The sequence below is a fragment of the Dactylosporangium sp. NPDC051541 genome, assembly GCF_044454505.1.
GTDB lineage: Bacteria > Actinomycetota > Actinomycetes > Mycobacteriales > Micromonosporaceae > Dactylosporangium.
Window position 1 is genome coordinate 638,523 of the sequence record NZ_JBITDU010000003.1, and the last position, 21,308, is coordinate 659,830.

A 21,308-nucleotide genomic window follows, 5' to 3' on the forward strand; every position below is an offset into this window, starting at 1 on the left:
TTGATCAGAAGGCGGGACGCCGGATGCGCCAGAACACCAGCGCCAGCAAGAGCGCGGCCAGCCCGACGAAGGTGACGCTCTCGATGAGCTGGAAGGTCCAGTATCGATCCATGGGCTGGTAGACGACCCAATGCTGGATACCGTGGTCGTGGAGGTAGGTGGCGGGGTCGCCGCCGCCCTCACGAGCCTTGCCTTCCATGATGACGGCGCCGAGCCCGCTGACGCGCCGGCCGTCGGCGTCGACGAACCCCTGGTCCAGGATCATGTCCCGGACGTTCCCCGTGCCGTCGGCGATGTCGCCGGACCCCGGCACGAAGGCCTCGACGCGGGTGACCGGCGTGAGGAAGTGCGGACGGATCCAGCCGGCGACGGTGACGCGCACCGCCAGGAAGCACACGAGCGCCCCGGCGGCCGCCGGCAGACTGCGGCGCAGCACCGCCCCGGCCGCGACACCCAGCGCGAACGCGAACAGTGTGTACGCCATGGGCGCCGTGCCGGTGAGGTCGAAGCCGGTGATGTCCAGCCCGCCGCCCAGCAGATCAAGGGGTCGCCGATACCAGGCGATCACCACGGACAGGATTGCGGCGAGCAGGACGCTGAGGGTGCCGAGCACCACGACTTTGCCGGCCAGCCAGCGCCGGCGGGGCACGGCCTGGGTCCAGACCAGCTGCCAGGTGCCCGCCTCGAGTTCGCGGGCGAGCAGCGGCGCGCCGAGGAACCCGCCGATCGCGTACGGCGCGAAGTTGAGCAGGATCAGCACTGTGGTGCTGTAGCCGTAGTCGTGCTGGAGCCGGACCAGCGCGGAGCGGCAGGCCTGGTCCAGCGGCGGTGCCAGGCAGTGCGCCGAGCCCAGCGGGAACAGGGCGTGCATCGGCCGGCCGAGTACGAAGAGCGCCACGGCGATGACGCCGATGAAGATCGTCAGGGCCAGGGCCTCGGTGCGATGCTGGCGCCACATCATCCACGTCATGCCGCCTCCGCCCGGGACCCGACGGCCTCAGCGTCGACGGGTCGGCGCAGGTAGGCGAGGACCAGCTCTTCGAGTCCGACGGGGTTGGCCTGCCAACCCGGCATGATCGGCGCCGCTGTCTGGCGTACCAGCATGGTGGTGTGTCTGTCGCTGTGCTTGACGTCGACGACGGACCGGGAGCCCCGGTGATCGGTCGTGACCCGCGGGCCCACGAGCAGGCGGTGCTCGGCGAGCAGCGCGTCGATGTCGCCGCTGAGCATGACCCGGCCGTGGTTCATGACCACGAGGTGGTCGCAGACCCGTTCGAGCTCATGGACGGCGTGGGAGGAGAACAACACGGTGAGTTCCCCGTCGGCGACCGCGCTCATGAGGGTCTGCTGGAACTCCTGCCGCGCCAGCGGATCCAGGCTGGATGTCGGCTCGTCGAGCACCAGCAGATCGGGTCGCTTGGCCAGCGCCAGCGCGAGCGCCACCTGGGACTGCTGCCCTCCGGAGAGCGCGCCGGCGCGGGCGTCAAGCGAAATGCCCAGCCGGGTCAGGCGCCGTGCGGCCGATTCGCCGTCGAAGCGCACGTTGCACGAGCGGCCGAAGCGCAGCAGGTCCGCGACGGTGAACTGGCGGTAGAGCGGGTGGTCCTGGGCAAGGAAGCCGATGCGGGTCAGGGCCCGCACGCTGTTCGTGGCCGGCGACTCGCCGAACACCTCGACCGACCCCACCGTCGGCGTGAGCAGACCGACCGACAGCCGCAGCAAGGTGGTCTTGCCGGCGCCGTTCGGGCCGACGAGTGCGGTGACCCGGCCGGGCGGCAGTTCCAGCGTGCAGTCGCGCAAGGCCCAGGCCCTGCGGTAGCGCTTGCCGAGGTTCCGGGTGAGCAGCGCGGGCTGGGTCGTCATGCCGTCTCCGTCTTCGCCGTCGTCTTCGTCTGGTGGTGGACGCTGGAGAAGAGGGCGGCGATCGCGTGATCGTCGAGCCCGGCGGCGTACGCACGGCGCAGCCAGGTTTGCAGGCCGGTTCGCAGCGAGGTGTACGTGGCCGGGGGCACCGCCGCCGGCAGGGTGTCGTTGACGAAGGTGCCGTGACCCGGCCGGCCGGTGACGAGATGCTCCTGCTCCAGCTGGCGGTATGCCTTCGCAACGGTGTTCGGGTTGATGGCGAGGGACTCGACGACCTCTCGGATCAGGGGCAGGCGGTCGCCGGGCAGCAGGAAACCCAGCAGGACCGCCTGCTGGACCTGCTGGACCAGCTGTAGATACGGCGGTACGCCGGAGCCGGTATCGAGCCGGAAATGGAACACGGCAACTCCCTCGCTGTACTGCTTTACTAAGCGCGTAGTAAAGCAGTAAAGCCAGGGGTCGTCAACGGAGCCTCCCCCTCGGAGGGAGAGGCTCAGTCCAGGTCGGCGAGGCGGTCGGCGGGGATGACCGCGTACTGGCGCAGGGACAGGTCCCGGAACGTGACCGGGCCGCGGGGGCCGGGGACGCGGTCGATGTTGATGCCCGTCTCCGGGACGTTGAGCAGCTTGAACCCGTCCAGCAAGCGGGTCGTCGCGTTCCAGAAGGCGCCCGTCCCCGCGTAGGCGCCCAGGAACTCGCGGGCCGCGGCGGCGTCCTCGGTGACGATGCCGGCGGCCAGGCCGGACGTCTCCTCGTTGGCGAGGCGGGCCGCGTCGAGCGGGCCGTCGGCCGGGGCCACGGTGATCGTGGCTTCGCGGTCGGAGTCCAGGGCCCATTCGTAGCCGAGCGGGTGTGCGTGCGGCGGCAGCGAGACCGAGATCTTCGGGGCCACGGCGGCGGTGACGCGGGGGATCAGCGAGGAGTACAGCGAGCGGTGGATGAGCAGCAGGTTGAGGCGGTTGCAGACGCCCAGGCGGTCCAGGCCGGCGGTGATCAGCGCGAACGCCTTGTCCAGGTCGGCCGCGGCGTCGATGTACAGGACGCCGCCGCCGTCGGCGTGGGCCAGGGTGCGCACGCCCCGCAGCGCGGCCTTCTCGGCCAAGGTGCGGGTGCTCTCGCCGCTGCCGCGCAGGATGACCAGGGGGATCAGGCCGGGCTGGGCGACCAGGGCGTCGGCCGTCTCGCGGCCGCGGGCGCGGATCAGCTGCACGGCGGCCGGGTCCAGGCCGGCCTCGGCCAGGGCGGGGGCGACGATCTCGTCCATCAGGGCGATCGCCGAGGCCAGGGCGGCCGAGCCGGTGCGCAGGACGCCGCCGTTCTGGCTCTTGATGAGCTGGGAGGCGACGTCGACGGTCACGTTGGGGCGGGCCTCGTAGTTGGCGCCGATGACGCCGACCGGGCGGCGCCACTCCTGCAGTGTCAGGCCGCCGCCGAGCTCGCGGACGGTGCGGCGGGCCGGCTCCGGCTCGACGTCGGCGAGGATGTTGAGCTGCTCGGCCATGCCGGCCAGGCGGGTCTCGTCGAGGCGGAGCCGGTCGAGCAGGCCGCCGCTCATGCCGTCGGCCTCGGCCTGGGTGACATCCGACGCGTTGGCGGCCAGGATCGCGTCCGGTGCGGTGGCCAGCCGGCGGGCCATGCCGCGCAGGGCCTCGTCGATCGTCTTGGCCGGTGCCGCGGCGAGCGAGCCGGCGGCGGCCCGGGCGGAGCGGGCGGCCGCAGCCACAACCTCGTTGACGTCCTGGTCCACGGCGGCCTCCAACAAACGACGGGTCAAGCGGTCCGTTTACGTGCCTGCAGAGTGTATGTAAGCGGCAGCCGCTCGGGTCGCTCGGCCAGCCGGTGCTCGCCGTGCTCGTCCTTGACGGTGGCGCCGGGGTAGAAGTCCCACGGGCAGCTGTCGTGCTCCTCCAGCATGGTCAGCTCCAGGCCGGCGCCGAGCAGGGCGGTGACGATCTCGCCCAGGCCGTGGCTGAACGAGTGCGAGACGGTGTGCGTGAATTGCACGTCCGTGTCGACGTAGGTGCCGTTCTCGTCCCAGACGAGCGGCTCGGGGCGCTCGAAGTAGGGAAACTCGAGGGCGACCAGGCCGTCCTTGCGGGTCTCGTCGACCGCCCACATGGTGGGATGACCCTCGCGGATGAACAGCCGGCCGCCGGGGCGCAGCAGCGCGGCGACGGTCGCGGCCCACCGGCGGATGTCGGGCAGCCAGCACAGGGCGCCGACCCCGGTGTACACGAGATCGAAGACACCGGCTTCCAGCACGTCCGGCGCGGAGTACACCTCCGCCTCGACGTAGGTGATGTCGGCTCCGGTCCGCCGGGCCAGGTCCCGGGCCTCGGCCAGCGACGCGGAGGAGAAGTCCAGGCCGGTGACGTCGGCGCCGAGGCGGTGCAGGGAGAGCGTGTCGGTGCCGATGTGGCACTGCAGATGCACCGCCCGCAGCCCGCGCACATCTCCGAGCCGCTGCCGGTCGAACCGCACGACCTCACTCAGCAATTCCGGATCATCGACAAAACCCTGGATGTTGTACCCGCTCGACGCGGCATGGGCCGGGGCGCGCTCGTCCCAATGCGCCTTGTTCACCTGTACTGAATCCACGCCCCGACCGTCGCACGGCGGTCAAACGGATATCGCCTCCGTCGCGGCGTGCAGCGCGTCGTCCTTGACCGGCATGGGCCGCAGCACCGGCGGCACGTGCACGGGCACGTCCACCGCGGCCGACAGGAGCAGGGCCAGGGCGACGCTCGTCGGGCGGGCCTCGGGGAGCTTCGACAGGCTGGCGGTACACATCTCGGCCACCTCCTCCGGCAGCCCGGCGATCGTGGGCAGCGGGGCCGGCGGCATGGACCTGTGCGCGTGCAGCATCTGCTCGTCCGTGTTCGCCGGCCACGGGAGCCGCCCGGTCAGGCACTGGTAGAGCAGCACCCCGACCGCGTACACGTCCGCCGCGGGCGCCGCCGTGCCCCGTTCGAGCCGCTCCGGGGCCAGGTACGCCGGGGTGCCCATCAGCGTGCCGTCCGGCAGCTGGTCCGGCTGGCCGATGCGGGCGGCCACCCCGAAGTCGAGGATCTTGGCGCCGGACGCGGTCAGCACGACGTTGGCGGGCTTGATGTCGCGGTGCACGACCCCGTGCCCGTGCGCGGCCGCGAGGCCGGCCCCGACCTCGGCGCACACCCGGCCGGCGACCTGCCAGTCGAGCGGCCCGTCGAGCATCACCCGATCCAGTGACTGCCCCTCGACCAGCTCCATGACCAGGTACGCGGTGCCCCGGCCGGCCCGCCGGGACGTCCCGAAGTCATAGACCGCCACCACGTTCGGGTGGGCGAACCGGGCGCCGGAGCGGGCCTCGTTGCGGGCCCGTTCGAACGCGTCGATGTCCGCGGTGTGCTCGGGTGTGAGCAGCTTCACGGCGACCTGGCGGTCCAGCACCTCGTCGTGCGCCTCCCAGACGCTGGCCATGCCGCCTTCGCCCAGCTTGCGACGCAGCCGGTACCGTCCGCCCAGAAACCGCACCCCATCCTGTTTCCCACGGGACGCCCCTTTCAAAAGGCGAACCGCACGGCACCCGTCCGGGCACCGGCACGGCAACGCCCGGCCGGTGAGCTGGTAGGCATGCAGGGACGCCAGCGGTACCTCGCGGTGGCCGGTGCCGCCGCGATCGTGGGATCGTCGCTGGCCACCGGCCCGCTCGGCCGTGCCCTGTGGCTGGCCACGGCCATCGTCGGCAGCGCGCCGCTGCTGGTCCGGCTGGTCCGCGACCGCCGGGCGATCGCACCCGCGTGGCGCCTCGTCGGCCTCGGGTTCGCGGTCCGGCTCCTCGCCGACGCCGTCTGGTCCGGGGAGTCGCTGCTCCACGGCGGTCCCGTGCCGTTCCCGTCCTGGAACGACTTCGCCTACCTGGCGTCATACGCGCTGCTCATCGCCGGGCTCATCGGGGCCGCCGGGGGCCGGGCCCGGATCGCGCTGCTCGACGCGTCGATCGTGATGGCCGGCGTCGCGGTCATCGACTGGATGGTGCTGATCCACCCCTACCTGCACCGGACCGAGATCGGGCCGCTCGCGCTCGGCCTGGCCCTGGTGTACCCGATCTGTGACCTGGTCCTGTTCGCCGCGGCCGTGCGGGTCCTGCTCTCCGGGGCCGCCCGCAACCGGGCCAACCTGCTCCTGCTGGCCGGCGTCGGGCTGATGCTCACGGCCAACACGATCTTCTTCGCGCACGCCGCGAACGGCCGGGTCCGCGACGTCCAGTGGCTCGACAACATGCTCTGGCTCGGCTCCTACCTGGTGCTCGGCCTGGCCGGCCTGCACCAGCGCCGCCTCGGCGGCCGCGAGCCCCGCCGGCCGCAGGCCGGTGACGAGCGCGACGTCCTGTCGACCCGGCGCATCCTGCTCTTCGGCGGCGCCACGCTGCTCGGGCCGGCCGCGACCGTCTACCGCCTCGTCACCACCCACGGCAGCCGGGCACCGGGGGAGTGGCGCCACCTGATCGTGCCGGCCGTTCTCGCCGGGCTGCTGTCGGTACTGCTCGTCACCCGCCTCGGCGGCCTGGCCCGGCTGGCGCAGCGCCGCCTCGCCGACCTCGCCACCAACGAGCGGCGCCTGGAGGCCGCGCTGGTCGAGCGGGTCGGCCTGGAGCACCAGCTGCGCCACGGCGCCCTGCACGACCCGGTGACCGGCCTGGCCAACCGCGCCCTGCTGACCGAGCGCATGGACTGGGCCCTGGCCCGCCCGGAGCGGCGGCCGCACGCCCTGCTCCTGCTCGACGTGGACCGGTTCACCGACGTCAACGACGCCCACGGCATCGGCTTCGGCGACCAGGTGCTCATTGCCCTGGCCGCGCGGCTGCGGGCCGTCGCCGCACCGGGTGACACGCTGGCCAGACTCGGCGGCGACGAGTTCGCGCTGTTCGCCGAGACCGACCACGAACGGGCCGGCCAGCTCGCCGAACTGCTGCGGGCCGAAGTCCGGGCACCCATCGCGATCGACGGGCGGACGGTGCACCTCGCGGCCAGCATCGGCCTCGTGCACATCGACGGGCAGGACCCGCAGGAAGTGGTCGCCGATGCCGAGCTGGCCCTGCGGGCGGCGAAGCGGGGCGGCCGGGACCGGGTCGTGCGGTACAAGCCGGAGTTGCGCAGTGCCCGGGAAACCTTCACGCGGATCAGCGCCGGGCTGCGCCACGCGATCGAGCGCGACGAGCTCGCCGTGCACTACCAGCCGGTGGTCGAGCTGCCCGGGGCGCGGATCGTCGCCGTCGAGGCGCTGCTGCGCTGGACCCCGGCCGACGGCCCGGTCCCGCCGAACGACTTCATCCCGGTCGCCGAGGAGACCGGCCTCATCGTGCCGATCGGCGCCTGGGTCCTCGAGCAGGCCTGCCGCGACGCCGGCACCTGGTACGAGCGGTTCGGCACCTCCATCACCGTGAACGTCTCCGTACGCCAGCTGGCCGAGCCGGACTTCGCCGACGACGTCCTGGCCGTCCTCGGCCGCACCGGCCTGCCCCCGGCCGCCCTGGTCCTGGAGATCACCGAGTCGGTGTTCGCCGGCGACGCCGACGCGCTCCCCGAGGCCCTCGCCCGCCTGCGCGGCCACGGCATCCGCATCGCCATCGACGACTTCGGCACCGGCTACTCGTCGCTGTCGTACCTCAACCAGCTCCCCGTCGACATCCTGAAAATCGACCGCTCCTTCGTGCCAACCGGCCCCGAGGCCGGCGGTGACCACGCCTTCACCCGCGCCGTCCTCCAGCTCGGCAGCAGCCGCGACCTGCCGGCGATCGCCGAGGGCATCGAGACCGCCGAGCAGGCCGAGGTCCTGCACGCGCTCGGCTGCCGGCTGGCACAGGGGTACCACTTCGCCAAGCCCGGCCCCGCCCCGCACCTCGAGGCCGCCTTCGCCCGCCTGAACCCGGCCCGCACCGGATGAGACGCGACCCGGTCGTCATCGCCATGATCGCCGCCGGTGCCGTGCTCGCGGGCTGGTTCCTGCTGGGCGTCGCCGACGGCGCCACCCAGGTCCGCGTGTTCTGGACGGTCCTGCCGATCACCGATTTTCTGCTGGGGTACTTCGCCCGCCGCGTCACGCGCATGAACATCCCCGCCGACACCCGCCGTTTCTGGCGTGCCGTCAGCCGGGTCTCGCTGGTGTTCATCGTCGGCGACGCCAGCCAGACCGCCGTCGCCTGGCTGCACCCCGGCCCGGCCGCCGCCGTCCCCAACCCGTTCCAGGTCGCCACCCTCCTGGCCGGGCTCGGCTGGGTGGTATGGATCATGCTCACGCACCCGAGCCGGATCGCGACCCGCCAGGCGAAGCAACGCTTCTGGCTCGACGCCGCCTCGGTCCTGGTCGGCGCGGGTGTCCTGGTCTGGCTGCTGGTCCTGCCGACCGGCACCGGCCAGCCGAAGAGCGCCCTCGTGGCCCTGCTCCTCGGCACCGTCGTCATCCTGGTCGCCGCGTTCGCCGCGGTGAAGCTCATCCTGAGCGGCAACGCACCCCTGTCGGCCCGCGCCGTCGCGCCGATGCTGCTGGCCGGGGTGCTGCAGGGCTCGGTCGGCGCCCTGGTCGGCCCGGAGGGTGCCCGCCTGGGCCTGCTCCTGGCGGCGCAAATTCTGTCGGCGGTACTGCTGATGGCCGGCCCGCGCCTGCAAGAACTCGGCGGCCCACCGGTCCCCGCATCCGAGCGGGTCGCGAAGCCGTACAGCCTGCTGCCGTACACCACCTTGGCCGGTCTGTTCGCGGCTTTGCCCTTCGTCCTGCACGACGGTGTCGGCCCGGACGGCTGGCTCCTGCTGGGCGGCCTCTTCGTCGCCACCGTCCTGGCCGTGAGCCGCCAGCAGCTGGCGTTCACCGAGAACGCGACGCTGCTGCGCGAGCTGCGCCACCAGGCCACCCACGACGGCCTGACCGGCTTGGCGAACCGCGCCCTGTTCGACGCCACCCTGGCCGACCTGACCTCACACAGCGCCGTCCTGCTGGTCGACCTCAACGACTTCAAGCAAGTCAACGACACCCACGGCCACCACGCCGGCGACACGGTCCTGACCGCTGTAGCCGCCCGCCTGGCCGCCGTCACCCCACCCGGCGGCATGGCGGCCCGCCTGGGCGGCGACGAGTTCGCAATCCTCCTACCAGCCACGGACGCCGACGAGGCCGCCCTGGTCGGCGCCAGCTTCCTGGCGCGCCTGGACACCCCGATCCACTTCGACGACGCTCTCCTATCGATCCGGGCGAGCGTAGGCATCGCCGACGGCCCCCCGGGCGACCCGGACGCCCTCCTACGCCGAGCGGACACGGAAATGTACCGCCGCAAACGCGCAAAACCCCACCCCGCCACCGACCCCGCAGCACTCCGCACCGCCACGGCAAGATAAACGAATGCAAGCCCTTCCATCGCCGAAGGCCCCGCGCCGCAAATGAATGCAAGCCCTTCCATCGCCGAAGCCCCGCGCCCCGTTACCACCGAATGACGACCACGACGGACCCGCCGGCCAATTCGCGGACCGCCACCAACGAACCGCATCCAAAGCACGGTCGCAACCACGCCACTCCGGTAGTTCCCATCGGCCGAGCCCACGTTGCGGTGCCCCTCCAGCCGGGCGATCCACCCCGAGGCACCCCGCAACGACGCCGAACAACGGGCTCGAGCCGCCGGACGAGGCTGCGCAAGGTCCTGTGGCTCAGCATCATCAAGGTCCCCCGCGCCGTCGACATCAGTCCCGGCCGCCGCGACCGGCATCGACTCTTCAACCGGCATCAACTCCGCGACCGGCATCGACTCTTCGACCGGCACTGGCTCCTCGGCCGGCTCCTGCGGTTCAGATTCCATAAGCTCAGACGCAGCGGCAAGCTGGACGCGCCGAGCCGCCCAAGCCTGACGCCAGTCCTCATCGGTCACCGGAATGTTGTCACCGTAGATTCGGCGGAGCTTTTCCTCATACCGCCTTTGCAGTCCCCAATCGCGTTGCTCTTGGTGCACGCGACGGAACTCTTCCACCATGGGGCTGTATTTCCGCGCGGCCGGCGCGCTTCCATCACTATTTCAAATAGTGTACGAGGGTCGCGATTTCAGCGGTTGGAGGGGCACCGCAATGTGGGCTCGGCCGATGGGAACTACCGGATCAGCGTGGTTTCGACCGTAGTTTGGTCGCGGTTTGTTGGTTGCGGTTCGTCTGGGGGTGCCGGGTCCGTTGTGGTCGACTTTCGGTGGTAACGGGCCGGGGATTGTTTGGCAAAAGCGTCAGGTCGGTTCGGTGGTGGGGTGTTGATTGCGCAGGACGATTGCGCGGCGGTGTTGGGTGTCGGCGCGTTGTCGACGGTGTTGCGGCGGCCCATTCGGAGGTTGCGCAGGACCTCGACGTGGCCAACCGCGCACAGGACGGACACACCGGAGCACGTGCGGCCGTGCATTTCGCGGTGCATGAACGCCCGGCTGCGCGGCCCATGCCCGCGTTGCCTTGCGGTCAGGATCGTGGCCAGGCTGGACACGGCGGACGTTGCGTCGAACGAGCGGTCACAGTCCCGCGCGGCGGGTGAAGAGGGCGCGTTCGGCGGCGTTGCGGGTCAGTGCGGCGGCCTCGGTGAAGGCGGCTCTTGCCTCCTCGTGGCGGCCCAGGCGTTCCAGCATCTCGCCGCGGGCGGCCGGCAGGTGTGGGTAGCCGGGAAGGTGCAGCTCGTCCAGCAAGGTCAGGGCGGCGGCTGGGCCTTCGGACATGCCTACCGCTACGGCTCGGTTCAGTTCGACGACCGCTGACGGGGCTACGTGGGAGAGCAGGCGGTACAGGGCGGCGATGCGTGGCCAGTCGGTTTCGGCGGGGGTCAGGGCGCGGGCGTGGCAGGCGGCGATCGCGGCCTGCAGACCGTATGGGCCCAGGACGCCCAAGGCTTCCGCGCGGGCCAGGGCGGCCAGGCCGCGGCGGATGAGGAGGCGGTCCCAGCGGCGGCGGTCCTGGTCCAGGAGGAGGATCGGGCGGCCGTCGGGGGTTGTGCGGGCGGGCAGGCGGGAGGCCTGCAGTTCCATGAGCGCGGTGAGGCCGTGTACTTCGGGTGCGTCGGGCCGCAGGCCGCTGAGGACCCGGCCCAGGCGCAGGGCCTCGTCGCAGAGTTGGGGGCGGGTCCAGTCGTCGCCGGCGGTGGCCGCGTAGCCCTCGTTGAAGATCAGGTAGATGGTGCCGAGGACGGCGGCCAGGCGGGATGGGAGCTGGGGTGGAGGTGGGAGTTCGAACGCTACGCCCCGGAGGGTTTTCTTGGCCCGCAGGATCCGCTGGGAGACGGTCGCCTCGGTGGTGAGGAAGGCCCGGGCGATCTCGTCGGTGCGCAGGCCGCCGAGCATCCGCAAGGTGAGGGCGACCTGTGACTCGGTGGTCAGCGCGGGGTGGCAGGCGGTGAAGAGCAGCCGGAGGGTGTCGTCGCCGATGTGGTCGTCGATGGCGTCCACGATCGCGGGCTCGTCGTCGGAGGCTTCGGCAGTACCCACGAGGAAAAGTTTTTTGCGGTAGTTCTCCTGACGGCGCAGATGGTCGACGGCCCGGTGTTTGGCGGTGGCCATGAGCCACGGGCCGGGGGCGTCCGGCACGCCGCGGACCGGCCACTGCTCCAGCGCGGCGACGAGCGCGTCCTGGGCCAGCTCCTCGGCCAGGCCGACGTCCCGGACCAGCCGGGCGAGCGCGCCGATGATGCGGGCCGACTCGATCCGGAACACCGCTTCGACGACACGACTCACATCCGGCCGGTCGGGGGTCACGCTAGAACTCCATCACCTGCAGAATGCGGCACGTGCCTTCCCATTCGGGCCACAGGTCGCGGTGGACCTTCATGAACCGCGAGCACCACTCGACCGCCTCCTCCTTGGAGCGGACCGAGTACAGCGCGTAGCTGATCATCTCCTTGGTCTCCGCGAACGGCCCGTCGGTGACGGTCAGTGCACCGCCGGTCACGGTGATCCGGGCCCCGGCCGCGGACGGCAGGAGCCCGGCGTTGTCCAGCAGCGCCCCGGCCGCCGTCGCCTCCTCGCCGAGCTGCATGATCGCCTCCATGAGCCCGGCGGGCGGGGGCGTCGGCGGCTGGGCGGCCTCGAGCAGCATCACGTAGCGCATGTGTGTCTCTCCGATCTGGTGGAAACCCTTCGTACCTCTCCTCGAACGGGCGCCACCGGATCCGACACGCCGGCCGCTACGAGTTTCTGGTGATGTCCGAGACCTCCTGCGGCGTCAGCTTGATCGCCGCGGCCGCGATGTTGTCCTCGAGGTGCCCGACGGAGCCGGTCCCGGGGATCGGCAGGATCGACGGCGAGCGGGCCAGGAGCCACGCGAGGACGATCTGGCGGGCCGTGGCCTCGTACTTCTTCGCGACCGCCTCGATCGTGGCGTTGCCGTCGAGGTTCTGGATCGGCGCCCACGGCAGGAACGCGATCGACTCCTGCTCGCACAGGTCGACCAGGGACTCCGAGCCGCGGTCGTCGACGTTGTAGCGGTTCTGGATCGACACGATCGGGGTGATCCGCTGCGCGATCCGCAGCTGCTCCTCGTTGAAGTTGGACACGCCGATGTGCCGGATCTTGCCCTGGGCCTTGAGCTCGGCGAGCGCGCCGATGGACTCCTCGACCGGCACCTTGGGGTCGGGCCGGTGGTACTGATACAGCGCGATCTGCTCCACCCGGAGTTTGCGCAGGCTGCCCTCGAGGGCCTCACGCAGGTGCTCGGGGCGGCCGTCGGGCTCCCACACGCCCGGGCCGGGCCGCACGAGGCCGCCCTTGGTGGCGATGACCAGGTCGTCGGCGTAGGGGTGCAGGGCCTCGGCGAGGAGCTCCTCGCTGATGCCGGGCCCGTAGGAGTCGGCGGTGTCGATGAAGTTCACGCCCAGCTCAACGGTCCGGCGCAAGACGCGAACGGCCTCGTCGCGGTCGCGCGGCGGCCCCCAGATCCCCTCACCGGTGATCCGCATCGCGCCGAAGCCGAGCCGGTTGACGGTCAGGTCGCCGCCGACGTCGATCGTGCCCGCGTCCGCCGCGCTGCTCTGTGCTGACATGCGTCAGGTCTCCTTCAGGGAGGTACAACAGAAGTGCTCTCGCCTTCGAATCTAGCCACGTCCGTTTGCATCCGGCCCCTCGCGGCTCTGGATTAGCGCAGATCACCCTGGGTATGGTGGCCCGACCCCGCCCGCCCGTCCCCGTTCCTGCGAACACTGGGAGTGAGCACCATGAACGCGCATGACCCCACCGGCATCGACCCCAACAGCCCCGAGGCCTCGGCCCGGGAGGCCGCCCGCTTCGAGGCGGAGCGGCAGCAGAGCGTCGCCCACCGTGAGGCCCAGGGCGGCCGCGTCGACGACGGCGCGGTCGACTCCCACGGCCGCAGCATCGCCGACCCCCGCCGCGGCACGCAGCTCGACGAAGACATCTAGGAACTTTCACGCCCCACCTGGGGTTCACCGCGTCCGGCCGTCGATTCGGCGGCCGGACCGGTTGTGATGCCTACGCTCCGCGCATGCATGCCGTCGTTCTTGCGATGACCGCTGTCGTGGGTCTGGTACCCCCAGTCGTGCACCATCCGGCCAACGGCTTCTCGCCCCACGGACCCTGGAACACGAAGCTGCCGCGCAACGTGCGCCTGGCCGCCAACTCCGCCGCGGTCGTGGAGAACATCCGCCTCGACAAGGTGAACAACTACGGCTCGTGGGCGGTCAACACCGACGAGTACTCGACGCCGATCTACAGGGTAGATCGCAACACGCCCCGGCAGCGATGGACGTTCTCCGACTGCCTCGACAAGCCCGAGCTCGCCCCGGTCATCGCGGACAGCCTGGCCGCCGTCCCGACCCCGGCGAACCTCACACCGTCCAGAGGCACCGACGCCGCGGTGACGATCTACCAGCCCTCGACCGACACGTACTGGGACTTCTGGCGGGCCGAGCAGGCCCCCGACGGGCACTGGTCGGCGTGCTGGGGCGGCCAGATCGAGCACTACTCGCGCAACCCCGGGATCTTCGCCAACCCCCTCGGCGCCACGGCGACGGGCCTGCCGATGGGCGCGTTCACCATCAGGATCGAAGAGCTGCGGCGGGGGTACATCGACCACGCGGTCAACATCGCCACCGTCCGCACGCGGGCAGGCTGCCACTCGTGGCCGGCGACCCGCGACGACGGGAACACGGAGGGTGCCGACATCGCGTGCGAGGGGCAGCGATTCCGCCTCGACCCGATGTTCGATGTGAGCACTGTGCGCAGTCCCGTGGGGCGGATGATCGCGCGGGCGATGCAGGAGTACGGCGCGATCCTGACCGACAAGGCCGGCGCTCTCGTCACCTACGCCGAGGATCCGCGTCCGTGGATGCTCGCGACCGGGCAGCCGGACCCGTACCCGGCGCTCATGGACCCCGACGACCTGGTGCCGGACGGGGCGGAGAAGTACCTCATCCTCGGCGACATCCCGGTCGAGCGGCTGCAGGCCCTGCCGTACGACTATGGCCGCCCTTGTCAGTGATCGGCTTGGCCGCGTCCGCCAGGCCGGAGATGCTTTCTATGCATTGCCGCAATGCACCGGGCGAAGGTTCCGATATATCGGCGATATGCATTAGCGTCCCCGGCATGAAGCTGTGGGAACGACTCTTCGTGCGGGCGACGGTGGTCGAGGCCGAGACCACCGGCCGGTTCCGCCGGCTGCGCCTGCGGGCCGCCGCCCTCGGGACCGCGGACTGGCGCCCGGGTCAGCAGGTCCGGCTCGACGTCGGCGCGAAGGGGGCTATGACGCCGCTGCTGCGGACCTACTCGGTGTGGAGCCGCGCCGGCGACACCATCGAGCTGCAGGCGCTGCTGCACGGCGACGGCCCGGGCGCGGTCTGGATGGGCGCCGCCCAGGCCGGGGACGAGGTGCTGCTCAGCAAGCCCAAGGGCGACTTCGTGACCCGGCCCGCGGCCTACCACCTGTTCGTCGGCGAGGAGACCGCGTCCGTCGCGTTCGGGCCGATGCTGCGGGCACTGCCGGCCGCCGAGCGGGCCGCGAGCCGGGCCGTGGTCGAGATCGACGGCCCCGCCGACCGGCTCGACCTGGACGGGGACGTGACCTGGGTCGAACGCGCCGGGGCCAGTGCGGCGAGCTCGCAGCGACTGCTGAAGGCAGTACAAACGCTGGATCTTCCGCAGGAACCCGGGCACGCTTATGTCGCCGGGGAAGCCCGCACCGTGCAGGCCGTGCGCCAGCACCTCGTCCACGACCGGGGCTGGCCGCGGCGGTCGGTGCTCACCAAGCCGTTCTGGACGCCGGGGAAGCGCGGCATGGAGTAGCGACATCGGACCTCTTCGCGGTCGCTGACCCTTGCGGCGGGCTTGCATCGGCTGATAGACAGCATTCATCCGATGTTTGGGGAGAGTCTCGTGTCAGGAGAGTTCGACGGTCTGACCGCGGTCGTCACGGGGGCCGGGTCCGGTATCGGCCTGGCCACCGCCGCGCACCTGTCCGCCCGCGGCGCCCGCGTCGCCGCGCTGGACCTGCGCACCGACAACCTGCCGGCGGAGATCACCGGCTTCGTCGCCGACGTGACCGACGACGCCGCCGTCCGTGCCGCCGTCACCGCCGCCGCCGATCACCTGGGCGGCATCGACATCCTGGTCAACAACGCCGGCATCGGCGCGATCGGCACCGTCGAGGGCAACGACGACGCCGAATGGCACCGTGTCTACGACGTCAACGTCGTCGGCATGGTCCGCGTCACCCGGGCCGCCCTGCCGCACCTGCGCCGATCCGCCCACGCCGCGATCGTCAACACCTGCTCGATCGCCGCGCACGCCGGCCTGCCCGACCGCGCCCTCTACAGCGCGACCAAGGGCGCCGTCCAGTCCCTCACCGCCGCGATGGCCGCCGACTACGTCCGCGAGGGCATCCGCGTCAACTGCGTCAACCCCGGCACCGCCGACACCCCGTGGATCCGCCGCCTCCTGGACCAGGCCGCCGACCCGGCCGCCGAACTGGCCGCGCTCAACGCCCGCCAGCCCACCGGCCGCCTGGTCTCCGCCGACGAGGTCGCGCACGCGATCGCCTACCTGGCCAGCCCCCTGGCCAGCGCCACGACGGGCGCGGTCCTGTCGGTGGACGGCGGCATGCACGGCCTGCGGGTCAGGCCCCAGCCGTGAACCTGGGCCTCGGTTGCGCGCAGCTGGGGAATTTGTACCGCGAACGCTCCGACGAGGACGCCGCGGCGATCGTGGACGCGGCGTGGGCGGCCGGCATCCGCTACTTCGACACCGCCCCCCACTACGGCCTGGGCCTGTCCGAGCGCCGCCTGGGAACGTCGCTGCGGGCCCGTCCGCGCGCATCCTTCACCGTCAGCACCAAGGTCGGCCGGCTCCTGGAACCCATCGCATCTCCAGGCTCCGGCTTGTCGCCAGGCTCCGATATCGAGGATGGATTCGCGGTTCCGGCCACGCACCGCCGCGTCGTCGATTTCAGCCGCGACGGCGTCCTGCGGTCCCTGGAATCCTCGCTGACCCGCCTGGGCCTGGACCGGGTGGACATCGCCCTCCTGCACGATCCGGAGCTCGAACCGGAGGGTGCGCTGCGGTCCGGGTTCGCGGCCCTGGCCGAACTGCGGGCATCGGGCCTGGTCGACGCGATCGGCGCCGGATCGAAAGACGCCGCGATCCTGGTCCGCGTGGTCGAGGAGTGCACGCCCGACGTGGTGATGGTCGCCGGCCGATACACGCTGCTGGAACAGCCGGCCGCGGCATCGCTCCTGCCGGCCTGCGCCGCCGCGGGCGTGGAGGTCCTGGCGGCCGGCGTCTTCAACAGCGGCCTGCTGGCGCGGGACGAGCCGTCCGCCGGGCTGCCGTACGAGTACGGCGCCGCACCACCGGCCCTGCTCGAACGAGCCACCGCGATCGCCGCCGTGTGCACCGAGTTCGGCACCACCCTTCCCGCCGCGGCGGTCGCCTTCCCGGCCCACCACCCGTCCGTCAGCACCGTGGTGCTCGGCGCCGACGACGCCACCCAGGTGGCCCGCAACGCCGCGCTCTTCGCCGCCCCGCCGCCCCCGCAACTGTGGGCGGCCCTGCACGATCGAGGTCTGTTGTGACGCTGGTCGACGCGCACCACCACCTGTGGCACCTCGGCGGCGGCTACGAATGGCTGGACGCGCCCGGGCTGGCCCCGATCCGCCGCACCTTTTCACCGGCCGACCTGCGGGCCGAACTGTCGGCCACGCCCGTCACGCACACAGTGCTCGTCGAAGGCGGCCGCTGCGACCCCGGCGAGGCCGCCGTGCTGTTCGCGCACGCGGTGGCCACACCCGAGATCGCCGGCGTCGTGGCCTGGGACGACCCGGCCCGGCCCGGCTTCCAGGCGTACGGCGATCGGCCCGGGTCCGAGTACCTCGTCGGTCTCCGCGCCCAGGTCCAGGCCGAGGACACCACCTACCTGGACCGCGACGACGTACGGGCCGGACTGCGCGCCTACGGCCGGGCCGGTCTCGTCTTCGACCTGGTCATCCGCCAGGACCAGCTGCCGTCCGCGGCCCGCGCGGCCGCCGCCTGCCCCGACGTCCGCTTCGTCCTCGACCATCTCGGCAAGCCGCACGAGTTCGCGGCCTGGCGCTCGGCCGTCGCCGACCTGTCCGCTGCGCCGAACGTCCTGGCCAAGCTGTCCGGGCTGTTCACCGAGGTCGACGACGTGCGACCGTACGTGGAGACCGCGCTGGAACTGTTCGGCCCGGCCCGCCTGATGTGGGGTTCCGACTGGCCGGTGTGCACGCTCGCCACAACCTATGCCGACGCCCTGCACACCGTGCAGGCCCTGGTCCCGTTCCCGGAAGTGTTCACCACAACGGCCGTGGAGGCGTACGGCCTGCGGATCGGCGATGCGGGCGTACAGTCGCCGCAGGGGGCACAATGGCACTGACCGACGAGGCGATCGACAAGATCAAAGGCATGATCACGTCGGGCGAACTGGGCCCGGGCGACCGCCTGCCCAAGGAAGCCGACCTGGCCGAACGCCTCGGCCTGTCCAGAAACTCCCTGCGCGAAGCCGTGAAGGCCCTGTCGATGATCAGGGTCCTCGACGTCCGCCAGGGCGACGGCACCTACGTCACCAGCCTCGAGCCCAACCTGCTCCTGGACGCCCTGAGCTTCGTCGTCGACTTCCACCGCGACGACACCGTCCTGCAGTTCCTGGAGGTCCGCCGCATCCTGGAGCCGGCCGCCACCGCACTCGCCACGACCAAAATGACCGACGCCGAGCTGACCAAACTCCAGGCCGTCCTGGACGAGCTCGGCACCGACCCCACCATCGAAGCCCTGGTCGCCAACGACCTCGAGTTCCACCGCCTGATCGCCGCCGGCTCCGGCAACGCCGTGCTGTGTTCCCTCATCGACGGCCTCTCCGGCCCGACGACCAGGGCCCGAATCTGGCGCGGCCTGACCCAGGAGGGCGCCGCCGCCCGCACCCGCGAACAGCACCAGGCGATCGTCGACGCGATCACCTCCCGCGAGCCGGACCTGGCCCGCTCCTGGGCCGCCATCCACGTGGCCGGCGTCGAACAATGGCTCCGCCGCGCCCTGTAACCACCCGACTCGGACCTGCGACGTCGCCGGTGCCCTCGCCGTGGGGGTTGCGGCCTGTGCGCGGGCTGTGCCGAGTGGTCGTGCATGGCAACCGGACGCAGAGCCGCGGTGCAACTGCTCAGGAACGGCGTCGGGGCGCCGATGAGGCGGACGGTTCGCTGAGCGAAATATGGGGCTAAGGGGCGTGGCGTGGCTGCCGACAAGAGGCGATTGCTGGCCGACATGCCGATGGCACGCAAGCTCATGTTGCTCGTGCTGGTCGGGTGCCTGGTGGGCGCGGTGGTGCTGGGCGTCGGCGTATGGAGCCTGAAACGGGTCAACGACCGGGCCGCGGAGCTGTATCAGCTGAACCTCGTGCCGGCCGCGCACCTCGCCGCGCTGGACCGGGCCGCCCTCCGCGTGCGCAACGACGTCGCCAATCTTGCCCTGTCCAACGGGCCGGTGGCCAGCAAGGCCTTCACCGACGACATCGCGGCGGCCGAGCAGCAGGTCGACGCCGAAGTGGCCGCCTACCGAGGGACGATCCGCGACGTCAAGCAGCGCCAGCTCCTCAACCGGTTCACGGTCTGGTGGGGCGCCTACCGCAACATCCGCGACCACCGGTTCATCCCCCTGATCCAGGCCGGGGACAACGCCGGCTTCCAGCAGGCGTACCTCGGCGACGGCGAGACCGTCGGCGGCAACGCGATGGCCGCGCTGACCGATCTGATGGCGTTGGAACAGACCAGCGGCCGGGCCGGGGCCGACGAGGCCGCGAGCGCCTACCGCACGGCCCGCATCGCCATGGTCGCCGCGCTCGTGGCGGGGCTGCTGCTGGCCATGGTCCTCAGCCGGTACCTCACCGGGCTCATCGTCCGCCCGATCCGCCGCGTGCACGCGGTCCTCAACGCGGTCGCGGCCGGTGACCTGACCGCCGAGGCCGAGGTGGCCCAGCGGGACGAGGTCGGCGAGATGGCCCGCGCGCTCGGCGCGGCCACCGCGAGCACCCGGGAGGCGGTGAAGTCGCTCGGCGACAACTCGGCCACCCTGGCGGCGGCGGCCGAGGAGCTCACCGCGATCAGCCGGCAGATCGACACCAGTGCCACGGCGGCCAACACCAAGGCCGGTGACGTGGCCCGGGCCGCCGGTGCGGTCAGCGAGCACGTGGCCGCGGTCGCCGGCAGCACGTCGGAGCTCGGCGACGCGATCGACGAGATCTCGCGCAACACCGCCCGGGCGGCGACGGTGACCGCGTCGGCGGTTTCGATCGCGGCGAACACGAACGAGACGATCGGGAAGCTCGGCGCGTCGTCGAGCGAGATCGGTGAGGTCGTGAAGGTGATCACCTCGATCGCCGGCCAGACGAACCTCCTGGCGCTGAACGCCACCATCGAGGCGGCCCGCGCGGGCGAGTTCGGGAAAGGGTTCGCGGTCGTCGCGCAGGAGGTCAAGGACCTGGCCCGGGAGACCGCGCAGGCGACCGACGACATCGGCAAGCGCGTGCAGGCGATCCAGGTCGACACCGAGGACGCGGTCAACGCGATGGGGCAGATCGGGGAGGTGATCGCGCAGATGAGCGAGTATCAGAACGCGATCGCGGCGGCGGTCGAGGAGCAGGCGGTCACCGCCCGCTCCATGGGCGAGAGCGTGGGCGCGGCGGCCAGCGGCTCGACCGAGATCGCGGGCACCATCGCGGGCGTCGCCGACGCGACCGAACTGACCAACCAGGGTGTCACCAGCACCGGTGAGGCGGTCGACCAGCTCGCCTCGATGGCGTCCGAGATGCGCGTGCTCGTCTCCCGCTTCAAGTACTGAGGAAATGTTCTGATGCGCAAAGCTTTTGCGACACTCGTTGCGACGACACTGCTGCTTTCCGGGTGTACTGCGACGCTCGAGACCGACACCGGCGACGGCCTCGACGCGCGGGTGGCGCTGCTGCTGCCGGAGCGGAAAGCGAGCCGTTACGAGGCCGGCGATCAGCCCTACTTCGCGCAGAAGCTCGCCGAGCTCTGCCCCGACTGCACGGTCGACTACCGCAACGCCGAGCAGAGCGCGCAAACCCAGTTGCAGCAGGCGAAAGAGGCGTTGGACCAGGGCGCGAAAGTGCTCGTCCTCACCCCGGTCGACAGCGTCGCGGCGGGCCAGATCGTCACCGAGGCCAAGAACCGCAACGTGCCGGTCATCTCCTACGACCGCCTGGTCCTGAAGACGGCCGTCGACTACTACATCTCGTTCGACAACGCGAAGGTCGGCGCGCTGCAGGCGGCGGCGCTCCTGCAGGCGCTGGGCACCAAGGCGGCCCAGGGCGAGATCCTGTGGATCAACGGCTCGCCGACGGACAACAACGCGACCCTGTTCAAGCAGGGCGCGCACGCGGGCCTGGACGGCAAGGTGAAGGTCGCGGCCGAGTCCGACACCGCCGAGTGGAATCCGGACAACGCGAAGGCCTGGACCGCGGGCGTGTTGCCGACGCTGCGCGGCCGGACGATCGTCGGCGTGTACGCGGCCAACGACGGCACCGCGGGCGCGGCGATCGCGGCCATGAAGGCGGCCGGCCTGCCGCAGGTTCCGGTGACCGGCCAGGACGCGGAGACGGCGGCGCTGCAACGGATCCTCGTCGGCGACCAGTACATGACCGTGTACAAGGCGATCCGCGCCGAGGCCGAAACCGCGGCGACGCTGACCAACGACCTGCTGCGCGGCAAGAAGCCGACGGAGACCGCCAACGTCGACAACGGCGCGGGCCAGGTCCCGTCGATCCTCCTGGACCCGGTGACGGTCACGAAGGACACGATCGCGACCACCGTCGTGAAAGACGGCTTCGTGACCCCGGGCGCGCTCTGCGCCGGCCAGTACGCGGACGCCTGCCGCGCCGCCGGCATCGTCTAGCGCCGCGCATCGGTTGGCGGCGCGCCGGCCAGCG

At 71.6% G+C, this 21,308-nt stretch carries 20 protein-coding genes; 11 read left to right on the forward strand and 9 right to left on the reverse strand.

Annotated features, from left to right (window positions below; all coding sequences use genetic code 11):
• Positions 1 to 4: 4 nt before the first annotated feature.
• From ACIA8L_RS17070 to ACIA8L_RS17095, 6 genes are all read right to left on the reverse strand, one after another.
• The gene (locus ACIA8L_RS17070) at positions 5 to 970 is read right to left on the reverse strand and encodes an ABC transporter permease subunit (protein WP_395905311.1); all 966 of its coding nucleotides are present in this window, start codon (positions 968 to 970) and stop codon (positions 5 to 7) included.
• Positions 967 to 1,863, reverse strand: a complete 897-nt coding sequence (locus tag ACIA8L_RS17075) for an ABC transporter ATP-binding protein (protein ID WP_395905313.1) — start codon at positions 1,861 to 1,863, stop codon at positions 967 to 969. The genes ACIA8L_RS17070 and ACIA8L_RS17075 overlap by 4 nt, the downstream gene beginning before the upstream one ends.
• On the reverse strand, positions 1,860 to 2,264 hold the full coding sequence (locus tag ACIA8L_RS17080; RefSeq protein ID WP_395905315.1) for a GntR family transcriptional regulator: 405 nt from the start codon (positions 2,262 to 2,264) through the stop codon (positions 1,860 to 1,862). Before ACIA8L_RS17080 ends, ACIA8L_RS17075 begins: the two co-directional genes overlap by 4 nt.
• 92 nt (positions 2,265 to 2,356) lie before the next feature.
• Complete coding sequence (locus tag ACIA8L_RS17085; RefSeq protein WP_395905317.1) at positions 2,357 to 3,610, reverse strand: aldehyde dehydrogenase family protein; 1,254 nt, start codon at positions 3,608 to 3,610, stop codon at positions 2,357 to 2,359.
• Between the two features lie 23 nt (positions 3,611 to 3,633).
• Positions 3,634 to 4,461, reverse strand: coding sequence for a class I SAM-dependent methyltransferase (locus ACIA8L_RS17090; RefSeq protein WP_395905319.1), 828 nt, complete (start codon positions 4,459 to 4,461; stop codon positions 3,634 to 3,636).
• Between the two features lie 21 nt (positions 4,462 to 4,482).
• Positions 4,483 to 5,376, reverse strand: a complete 894-nt coding sequence (locus ACIA8L_RS17095; RefSeq protein ID WP_395905321.1) for a serine/threonine-protein kinase — start codon at positions 5,374 to 5,376, stop codon at positions 4,483 to 4,485.
• A gap of 99 nt (positions 5,377 to 5,475) precedes the next feature.
• Here ACIA8L_RS17095 and ACIA8L_RS17100 point away from each other — a divergent pair, with 99 nt between their 5' ends.
• Together ACIA8L_RS17100 and ACIA8L_RS17105 are read left to right on the forward strand one after the other, a co-directional pair.
• Complete coding sequence (locus ACIA8L_RS17100; protein ID WP_395905323.1) at positions 5,476 to 7,788, forward strand: putative bifunctional diguanylate cyclase/phosphodiesterase; 2,313 nt, start codon at positions 5,476 to 5,478, stop codon at positions 7,786 to 7,788.
• Positions 7,785 to 9,233 carry a diguanylate cyclase domain-containing protein gene (locus tag ACIA8L_RS17105; protein WP_395905324.1) on the forward strand — a complete coding sequence of 483 codons (1,449 nt, stop codon included), beginning with the start codon at positions 7,785 to 7,787 and terminating at the stop codon, positions 9,231 to 9,233. The genes ACIA8L_RS17100 and ACIA8L_RS17105 overlap by 4 nt, the downstream gene beginning before the upstream one ends.
• 1,139 nt (positions 9,234 to 10,372) lie before the next feature.
• On the opposite strand, the gene ACIA8L_RS17110 is transcribed toward ACIA8L_RS17105, so the two are convergent.
• From ACIA8L_RS17110 to ACIA8L_RS17120, 3 genes are all read right to left on the reverse strand, one after another.
• Positions 10,373 to 11,602 carry an RNA polymerase sigma factor gene (locus ACIA8L_RS17110; protein WP_395905326.1) on the reverse strand — a complete coding sequence of 410 codons (1,230 nt, stop codon included), beginning with the start codon at positions 11,600 to 11,602 and terminating at the stop codon, positions 10,373 to 10,375.
• Position 11,603: 1 nt separating this feature from the next.
• The gene (locus tag ACIA8L_RS17115) at positions 11,604 to 11,954 is read right to left on the reverse strand and encodes a YciI family protein (RefSeq protein WP_395905328.1); all 351 of its coding nucleotides are present in this window, start codon (positions 11,952 to 11,954) and stop codon (positions 11,604 to 11,606) included.
• 76 nt (positions 11,955 to 12,030) lie between these two features.
• Complete coding sequence (locus tag ACIA8L_RS17120) at positions 12,031 to 12,885, reverse strand: aldo/keto reductase (RefSeq protein ID WP_395905330.1); 855 nt, start codon at positions 12,883 to 12,885, stop codon at positions 12,031 to 12,033.
• Between the two features lie 171 nt (positions 12,886 to 13,056).
• Here ACIA8L_RS17120 and ACIA8L_RS17125 point away from each other — a divergent pair, with 171 nt between their 5' ends.
• The 9 genes from ACIA8L_RS17125 to ACIA8L_RS17165 all read left to right on the forward strand — a co-directional run bounded on the left by ACIA8L_RS17125 (position 13,057) and on the right by ACIA8L_RS17165 (position 21,274).
• Positions 13,057 to 13,260 carry a hypothetical protein gene (locus ACIA8L_RS17125; RefSeq protein WP_395905332.1) on the forward strand — a complete coding sequence of 68 codons (204 nt, stop codon included), beginning with the start codon at positions 13,057 to 13,059 and terminating at the stop codon, positions 13,258 to 13,260.
• An 83-nt stretch (positions 13,261 to 13,343) separates the two neighbouring features.
• On the forward strand, positions 13,344 to 14,339 hold the full coding sequence (locus tag ACIA8L_RS17130) for a hypothetical protein (protein ID WP_395905334.1): 996 nt from the start codon (positions 13,344 to 13,346) through the stop codon (positions 14,337 to 14,339).
• A 104-nt stretch (positions 14,340 to 14,443) separates the two neighbouring features.
• Positions 14,444 to 15,139, forward strand: a complete 696-nt coding sequence (locus ACIA8L_RS17135) for a siderophore-interacting protein (protein ID WP_395905336.1) — start codon at positions 14,444 to 14,446, stop codon at positions 15,137 to 15,139.
• A 90-nt stretch (positions 15,140 to 15,229) separates the two neighbouring features.
• On the forward strand, positions 15,230 to 15,985 hold the full coding sequence (locus ACIA8L_RS17140; protein WP_395905338.1) for an SDR family NAD(P)-dependent oxidoreductase: 756 nt from the start codon (positions 15,230 to 15,232) through the stop codon (positions 15,983 to 15,985).
• The gene (locus ACIA8L_RS17145; protein WP_395905340.1) at positions 15,982 to 16,923 is read left to right on the forward strand and encodes an aldo/keto reductase; all 942 of its coding nucleotides are present in this window, start codon (positions 15,982 to 15,984) and stop codon (positions 16,921 to 16,923) included. Before ACIA8L_RS17140 ends, ACIA8L_RS17145 begins: the two co-directional genes overlap by 4 nt.
• Entirely contained in the window at positions 16,920 to 17,744 is an 825-nt protein-coding gene (locus ACIA8L_RS17150; protein ID WP_395905342.1) for an amidohydrolase family protein, read from the forward strand. Before ACIA8L_RS17145 ends, ACIA8L_RS17150 begins: the two co-directional genes overlap by 4 nt.
• Complete coding sequence (locus ACIA8L_RS17155) at positions 17,735 to 18,406, forward strand: FadR/GntR family transcriptional regulator (RefSeq protein ID WP_395905344.1); 672 nt, start codon at positions 17,735 to 17,737, stop codon at positions 18,404 to 18,406. Before ACIA8L_RS17150 ends, ACIA8L_RS17155 begins: the two co-directional genes overlap by 10 nt.
• A gap of 189 nt (positions 18,407 to 18,595) precedes the next feature.
• Positions 18,596 to 20,200 (forward strand): methyl-accepting chemotaxis protein, encoded by a 1,605-nt coding sequence (locus ACIA8L_RS17160; protein WP_395905345.1) that lies wholly within the window; start codon positions 18,596 to 18,598, stop codon positions 20,198 to 20,200.
• Positions 20,201 to 20,212: 12 nt separating this feature from the next.
• Positions 20,213 to 21,274: a sugar ABC transporter substrate-binding protein gene (locus ACIA8L_RS17165; protein ID WP_395905347.1), complete on the forward strand. Its 1,062-nt coding sequence runs from the start codon at positions 20,213 to 20,215 to the stop codon at positions 21,272 to 21,274.
• Positions 21,275 to 21,308: the final 34 nt, after the last annotated feature.

What these genes read in the sequence shown, in the direction of transcription:
- ACIA8L_RS17120 (WP_395905330.1), bottom strand. Translation starts at nt 12,885, where the DNA reads ATGTCAGCACAGAGCAGCGCGGCGGACGCGGGCACGATCGACGTCGGC.
- ACIA8L_RS17100 (WP_395905323.1), top strand. Translation starts at nt 5,476, where the DNA reads ATGCAGGGACGCCAGCGGTACCTCGCGGTGGCCGGTGCCGCCGCGATC.
- ACIA8L_RS17125 (WP_395905332.1), top strand. Translation starts at nt 13,057, where the DNA reads ATGAACGCGCATGACCCCACCGGCATCGACCCCAACAGCCCCGAGGCC.
- ACIA8L_RS17070 (WP_395905311.1), bottom strand. Translation starts at nt 970, where the DNA reads ATGACGTGGATGATGTGGCGCCAGCATCGCACCGAGGCCCTGGCCCTG.
- ACIA8L_RS17105 (WP_395905324.1), top strand. Translation starts at nt 7,785, where the DNA reads ATGAGACGCGACCCGGTCGTCATCGCCATGATCGCCGCCGGTGCCGTG.
- ACIA8L_RS17165 (WP_395905347.1), top strand. Translation starts at nt 20,213, where the DNA reads ATGCGCAAAGCTTTTGCGACACTCGTTGCGACGACACTGCTGCTTTCC.
- ACIA8L_RS17135 (WP_395905336.1), top strand. Translation starts at nt 14,444, where the DNA reads ATGAAGCTGTGGGAACGACTCTTCGTGCGGGCGACGGTGGTCGAGGCC.
- ACIA8L_RS17075 (WP_395905313.1), bottom strand. Translation starts at nt 1,863, where the DNA reads ATGACGACCCAGCCCGCGCTGCTCACCCGGAACCTCGGCAAGCGCTAC.
- ACIA8L_RS17130 (WP_395905334.1), top strand. Translation starts at nt 13,344, where the DNA reads ATGCATGCCGTCGTTCTTGCGATGACCGCTGTCGTGGGTCTGGTACCC.
- ACIA8L_RS17155 (WP_395905344.1), top strand. Translation starts at nt 17,735, where the DNA reads ATGGCACTGACCGACGAGGCGATCGACAAGATCAAAGGCATGATCACG.
- ACIA8L_RS17115 (WP_395905328.1), bottom strand. Translation starts at nt 11,954, where the DNA reads ATGCGCTACGTGATGCTGCTCGAGGCCGCCCAGCCGCCGACGCCCCCG.